The sequence below is a fragment of the Candidatus Effluviviaceae Genus I sp. genome, from assembly GCA_016867725.1.
Lineage (GTDB): Bacteria > Joyebacterota > Joyebacteria > Joyebacterales > Joyebacteraceae > VGIX01.
The window spans coordinates 1-6,052 of record VGIX01000065.1 but is presented as its reverse complement, the minus strand read 5'-3'; the positions used below and the strand labels follow the sequence as shown (position 1 = coordinate 6,052).

6 protein-coding genes are annotated in these 6,052 nt (G+C 71.2%); all 6 read left to right on the top strand.

Annotation, left to right across the window (positions count from 1 at the left end; translation table 11 throughout):
• Window positions 1-434 (top strand): hypothetical protein (locus tag FJY74_09180; GenBank protein MBM3308486.1); only part of this gene is annotated, 434 nt, incomplete at its 5' end.
• A 68-nt stretch (window positions 435-502) separates the two neighbouring features.
• A complete protein-coding gene (locus FJY74_09175) occupies window positions 503-2,329 on the top strand; it encodes a peptidyl-prolyl cis-trans isomerase (GenBank protein ID MBM3308485.1) in 1,827 nt (608 codons plus the stop codon).
• A gap of 34 nt (window positions 2,330-2,363) precedes the next feature.
• A complete protein-coding gene (locus FJY74_09170; protein ID MBM3308484.1) occupies window positions 2,364-3,269 on the top strand; it encodes a peptidylprolyl isomerase in 906 nt (301 codons plus the stop codon).
• An 84-nt stretch (window positions 3,270-3,353) separates the two neighbouring features.
• On the top strand, window positions 3,354-4,649 hold the full coding sequence (locus FJY74_09165; protein ID MBM3308483.1) for a peptidylprolyl isomerase: 1,296 nt from the start codon (window positions 3,354-3,356) through the stop codon (window positions 4,647-4,649).
• A complete protein-coding gene (locus FJY74_09160) occupies window positions 4,646-4,912 on the top strand; it encodes an RNA-binding S4 domain-containing protein (protein MBM3308482.1) in 267 nt (88 codons plus the stop codon). Before FJY74_09165 ends, FJY74_09160 begins: the two co-directional genes overlap by 4 nt.
• Window positions 4,913-4,940: 28 nt before the next feature.
• The gene (gene pdxA / locus FJY74_09155; protein ID MBM3308481.1) at window positions 4,941-5,972 is read left to right on the top strand and encodes a 4-hydroxythreonine-4-phosphate dehydrogenase PdxA; all 1,032 of its coding nucleotides are present in this window, start codon (window positions 4,941-4,943) and stop codon (window positions 5,970-5,972) included.
• The last annotated feature ends 80 nt before the right edge of the window (window positions 5,973-6,052 follow it).

Genomic DNA, 6,052 nt, shown 5'->3' with positions numbered 1-6,052 from the left:
ACGACACGAAGATCGACATCTACAAGCGGATCAGGGACGCGGCGAGCGAAGCGGTCCTGGACGGCCTCGCGGAGGAGCTCGGCGACCGGTTCGGCGCGCCGCCGGAGCACGTGGGTTCGCTCCTGGACGTCCAGGCCGTGCGGGTGCTGGGGAAGGCGGCGGGCGTGCGCGAGGTGTCGTACGCCGGCGGCGCCGTCGAGGCGGCGTTCGCCGCAGGGAGGGAGCCGACGCCCGGCGTTCTCAGGCGGGTGCTGGCGGCGTGCGACGTGCCGCTCGAGTTCGACGCGCGGGTGGGCCTTACGGTGCGGTTCCCGGCCCCCAAGGACCGCCCGGACGCCCTGCGCGCGGCTAGAAAGGTGTTGAGGCACTTCGTCGCCTGTGGTAGGTTGCCGCATGGTGAGAAGGGCCCCAGACGGGGCTCTCGGGTTTACTGAATCAGCGTCAAAGGCATCGGACCATCTGCCGCGCCGCGGTGCGCGGGTGCGAAAGGAGCGGGAGGAGCATGAGGAGGTTCATGGCGCTGGCCCTGGTCGTCGTGGTCGCGGCCGCCGTCGTGTGCGGCTGCGCGAAGAGCACGAGCGACAAGGTCGTGGTGCGGATCACGGACAACGAAGGCAAGATCCCGCCGCGGACGGTCACGGCCGGGTATGTGAACGAACGGCTTGACAAGATGATCGTGCCCTACATCCCGGACATCCCCGGCGACGAGGGCAGGAGGAGGATCATCGAGGACGTCATCCGCAAGGAACTGCTCGTCATCCAGGCGCTCCGCCTCGGGCTCGACACGCACGAGTATCAGGCGGGCGCGCGGGAGTTCCACTCGCAGCAGAAGGCGGAGATGATGCTCCGCGCGGACGTCATCGAGAAGCCGAGCACGCTCAGCCAGAAGGACATCGAGGACTACTACACCGTCCGTGAGATGACGTTCCAGCTCCTGGAGATCGCCACGGAGACCAAAGAGGAGGCGGAGGCGGCGTACAAGCGCGTCACCGAAGGCGGAGAGGACTTCGCCCGCGTGGCCCAGGAGATCTCCGTCCTGCCGAGCGGCAAGGAGGGCGGCAGGATGCCCATCCTGGAGTGGAAGAACTACCACCCGCTGGTCAGGGTCGCCATCCAGCACCTCAACAACGGCGACGTCTCGCAGCCCGTCAACATGGGCAACTGGCAGGTCTTCAAGGTCCTCTCGCGCAAGGACCCGGCGTACCGGACCCCGCTCGAGGGGCAGCATCTCGCCGGTGTCACGCAGGAGGCGCAGGCGTTCGCCAGGGGACTCAAGGAGCACGAGGTCAACATGGCCTGGATGGCGGCCGCGGACGTCCAGTTCGACGAGGACGTCCTGGCGCTCGCCTCCACGCGAACGGACGAGACGGTGGCGAAGCAGATCCCCGACATGGGGAAGCCCGCCGACGTCGAGACCAGAATGGCGCGCGCGGCCGCCCACGTCGTCCCCGAGCTCCCGGACGAGGAGAAGGGCAAGGTCCTGTTCACCTACAAGATCGGCGGCAAGAAGAAGACCGTGACCCTCGGCGACTATCAGGAGATCCTCAAGGGCACGGAGGGCATGGAGACCCCGAAGGGCGACGGCCCCCAGGGCATCGAGCGCCTCCTTCGCAACAGGGTCCACGCCGAGATCATCGCGTACGAGATCGACAAGCGGGGCTACCGGAACACCCGTGAGTTCAAGGACTACCTCGCCGAGCGGGCCGAGGAGCTCATGGTGAAGCTGCTGTACGAGGCGGACGTCATCAACAAGGTGAGCGAGCCGACGCCCATCGAGGTTCGCGAGTACTACGAGACCCATCGCGCGGACTACGCGCAGCCCCCCAGCGCGGACGTGCAGCACGTCATCGTCCCGACCGAGGAGATCGCGAACGCGGTCAGGCAGCAGCTCCTGGCGGGCCAGACCACATTCGAGAAGGCCCTTGATCTGCACGCGACGAGCAGCTGGCTGAAGAACAACAAGGGCATCGTGACCGACTACTACCAGGGCGAGCAGAGGTTCCCGTACCTCCAGGAGCCGACGTTCAGACTGAGGCCCGGCGAGATCAGCGAGCCGATCGCCGCGCCCGGCGGGTTCGCGATCGTGAAGGTGCTCAAGCGGAACCCCGAGCGGTTCCTCACGCTGGAAGAGGCCGGCCCGAGGGCGGCGCAGAGCCTCGTCGGGGAGCGGCGGGAGGCGCGGCTGAACCAGCTTCTGGACGAGATCAGGGCGACGGTCACGATCGAGACCATCGACGGGAACCTGCAGTACGTGCGCGACACGGCGGAGGTTCTCAAGGAGAAGAAGGCGGCGGCCGGCCTTGCCGCTCCGAGCCGAGGCGGGCAGTAGGCGGCGGAAGCCGGTTCGGAGGACGATGGGCTCCGTGCGGACGAACCTCCGGGTCGCCGCGGCCGTTGCCGTGCTGCTCGCGGCGGCGGCGTGCGGGCGGCAGCACGACCGCGACGTTCTCGCCCGCGTGGGCGGCTCCTCGCTCACGGTCGGCGAGTTCTACGCGTCGGTGCCGGAACACCTCAGCGCCGTCATGACGCTCGACGACCAGGAGGAGGCGCTCAAGCGCTGGGTCAAGACGGAGCTGTTCTACCAGGAGGGACTGCGGCGGGGACTGGGCAAGTCCGAGGAGACGCGGCGTCGCCTTCGCGAGCTGGAGCGCGAGATCGTGGCGGAGGCGTGCATCCAGCTCATCATGGGCGACGTGCCCGATGTCACCGAGGAAGACGCGCGGGCCTACTTTGAGGCGCACCGGTCGGAGTACGGGCTCCAGGTGCGCCTCGCGCACATCCTCGTGCGCAGCCGGCAGGAGGCCGAGCTGGTCCTCCGGCAGCTGAGCGCCGGCACGCCGTTCGGCACGGCCGCCGGCCAGTTCTCCATCGACCAGACGGCGCGCATCGGCGGCGACCTCGGGTACATGGGCCGGGGCGACATGATCTACGAACTGGAGGAGGTCGCCTTCGAGCTCGGCGTGGGCAAGGTGAGCGGCGTCATCCCCTCCAGTTACGGATACCACATCGTCAAGGTCCTCGATCGGCAGCCGGGCGCAGGGCAGCCCACCTTCGAGTCCAGGCGCGCCACGGTCCTGAACTTCCTGACGTCGCAGCGACGGCGGCAGGTGTTCGACCGCTGGCTGGGTGAGCTCCAGGGACGGAGCACCGTCGTCGTGGATACGGCGAACCTCCGGCGCGCGGCGCAGAGCCGCGCACGGGGCGAGGAGCCGGGCGGCATCCTCGGCATCGGGGCACCGCAGGACACGGCGGCGACGGAAACGCAGTAGCTCAAGCGGGTCGCGGGGCCTCGCGCGTGACGGGTCCGGCGCGCCGCGGACGGGGGAATCCCCATGCAGTGGCATCGCGTACGGATGGCCGCCTTGCTGGCCGGCGTCGCCGCCCTTGTCTGGGCGGGCGTGGCGCGCGCGGAGCGCGAGCTCGTTGACGGCATCGCGGCCGTCGTCGGTGACCGCGTCATCCTCGAGAGCGAGGTTGACCAGGAGATGTACCTGTACCAGGTCCGAGCCGGCGCCGAGACCCCGCCCGAGCAGGCGCAGGCGGTCCGCATGCAACTGCTCCACGAGATGGTTGATGAGCTGCTGCTCGTCGCGAGAGCCATGCGGGACACGATCGTGGTCGAGGGGTGGGAGCTGGACGAGGAGATCGAGCGGCGGCTCGCGGACGTCAAGGCGAGGCAGGGCTCCGAGGCGGCGTTCCAGGCCGCCCTCGCGCGGGAGGGCATGACCGAGACCGAGCTCAAGCGGCTCTACCGCGCCGACGTCGAGCGGCGGCTCCTGGGCCAGAAGGTGATCGACCTGGAGGTCAGGCCGAAGGCCGAGGTCACGTGGGCGGAGGTGGCCGCGTACTACGAGGAGCACGCCTCCGAGGTGGGCGCGGTTCCGGAGCACTACGAGATCGCCGGGATCCTGATCCTGCCCGAGGTGAGCGAGAGCGCGAGACGGGCGGCGACCAAGCGGCTCGACGAGGCGCTCGAGCGTCTCGGCCGCGGCGAGTCCTTCGAGAGCCTGGCGAGGATCTACTCGGACGACCCCAGCGCCGCGAACGGCGGGAACCTCGGGACATTCGGTCCGGGCATGATGGTCCCCGAGTTCGAGGAGGCCGCGTTCGCGCTCGGCGAAGGCGAGACGAGCGGGATCGTCGAGACGCGCTTCGGCCTGCACCTCATCCAGGCCGTCGCCAAGAGCGGCGACACGATGCGCGCGCGACACATCCTCGCGCGACTCGCGCCCGGCCCCGACGACGACGCGCGGGCGGCGGCGCTCGCGGAGAGCCTGCGGCAGCGCGCGGTCGTCGGCGAGGACTTCGCCGAGCTCGCGAGGCGCTACTCCGACGACGCGCGCACGGCGCAGGCCGGGGGCGTGCTCGGCCGGTTCGCCCCGGACGATCTCGTGCCGGAGTTCCGCGCGGCCGTCGAGTCCCTTGAGCCCGGAGGCGTGAGCGCCGTCCTCAGGGGCGACGGAGGCTACTACGTTCTGACGCTCCTCCGCCACGAGGCGGCTCGCACGGCCACGCTGGACGAGATCCGGCCGCGGCTCCGGCAGTTCCTCGTGGACCGGCGCATGGAGGAGGAGTACCAGAAGCTGATCGACCGGCTCTCCCGGGAGATCTACGTGAGCATCCGGGACGCGGCGGACCCCTCGCCATGAGGCTGGACCTCTTTCTCAAGGTCTCGCGCCTCGTGAAGCAGCGGAGCGCGGCCAGGCAGCTCTGCGACGCGGGCCGCGTGGAGATCCTGGGGAGGAGGGCGAAGGCGGCGACCGAGGTGCGGCCGGGCGACGAGATCACACTGAGCCTGCGGGACAGGACGCTCACGGTCCGCGTGGTCGAGATCCCGAGCGGCAATGTGAGCAAGGAGAGGGCGCGCGCCCTCTGCGAGGTGATCGGGGACCGCGATGTCTCACGGCACTGAGGGTCGGCCGAGGCCGGCCCTCATGCGCATGGAGCCGGGGTCGGTGGGCGGGGGGCGGCAGCGCCCGGGCCGCCCGAGAGTCCTTCTCACGATGGGCGACCCGGCCGGCGTCGGCCCCGAGATCGCGCTCAGGACGCTCGCGGACGGTGGGCTCCGCGCGGACTTCGATCTCGTCGCCGTGGGCGCGCGGGACGTGTTCGAGCGCTGCGCGGCCCGGCTGTCGCTGCCGTTCGACGCGCAGGTCGTGGGGACCGCGCCGGAGGCGGCGCCGAGCGAGCCCGGGCGGCCGACGACGGCGGGCGCGGCGGCGGCCGCGGCGGCCGTCGTCGAGGCGGCGCGGCTGTGCCTGTCGGGGGCGGCCGACGCGATGGTCACGGCGCCGGTCATCAAGGCGACGGTCGCGGAGGCCGGCTACGACTTCCCCGGCCACACGGAGTTCCTCGCGCGGCTCGCCGGCGCCGGGTGCGTCGTGATGACGTTCGTGCACGGCGCGCGGCGCGTCGGCCTCGTCACGAACCACCTCCCGCTCGCCGCCGTGGCCGGAGCGCTCACGAAGGAGCTCGTGCTCGAGAAGCTCCTCACGCTCGCGCGCGGGCTCGACGCGGCGCTCGGCGTGAAGTTCCCGAGGATCGCCGTCGCGGCGCTGAACCCGCACGCCGGAGAGCGCGGCGCCATCGGCGACGAGGAGGCGCGCGTCATCGCGCCCGCCGTCGCGGCGGCCAGGGAGGCCGGCGTGGACGCCGAGGGTCCGCTCCCCGCCGACGCGCTGTTCCCGCGGCTCGGCGCGCGGGAAGGAAGCGGTCGCGAGGGAGGCGCGCGGTTCGACGCCGCGCTCGCGATGTACCACGACCAGGCGACCATCCCGCTGCGGCTGTGGGGCGTCGGCGACGCGGTCAACGTCACGCTCGGGCTTCCCATCGTGCGGACATCGCCGGGGCACGGGGTCGCGCTCGACGTCGCGGGTCGCGGCGTCGCCGACGCGGGCGGCATGATCGCTGCGACGCGCCTCGCGGGTGAGATCGCCGCGCGGATCGCGCGGCGGCGAACGGGGGCCGGCTGATGTCGCTCTCGCGGATCAGGGGACAGGACGGCGCGATCGCGCACCTGCGCTCGGCCTTCGAGGCCCGGCGGCTCGCCCAC

Excerpts from the sequence above, each read along its gene's own strand:
- FJY74_09160 (MBM3308482.1), top strand. The coding sequence starts at position 4,646 with ATGAGGCTGGACCTCTTTCTCAAGGTCTCGCGCCTCGTGAAGCAGCGG.
- pdxA (MBM3308481.1), top strand. The coding sequence starts at position 4,941 with ATGGAGCCGGGGTCGGTGGGCGGGGGGCGGCAGCGCCCGGGCCGCCCG.
- FJY74_09165 (MBM3308483.1), top strand. The coding sequence starts at position 3,354 with ATGGCCGCCTTGCTGGCCGGCGTCGCCGCCCTTGTCTGGGCGGGCGTG.
- FJY74_09175 (MBM3308485.1), top strand. The coding sequence starts at position 503 with ATGAGGAGGTTCATGGCGCTGGCCCTGGTCGTCGTGGTCGCGGCCGCC.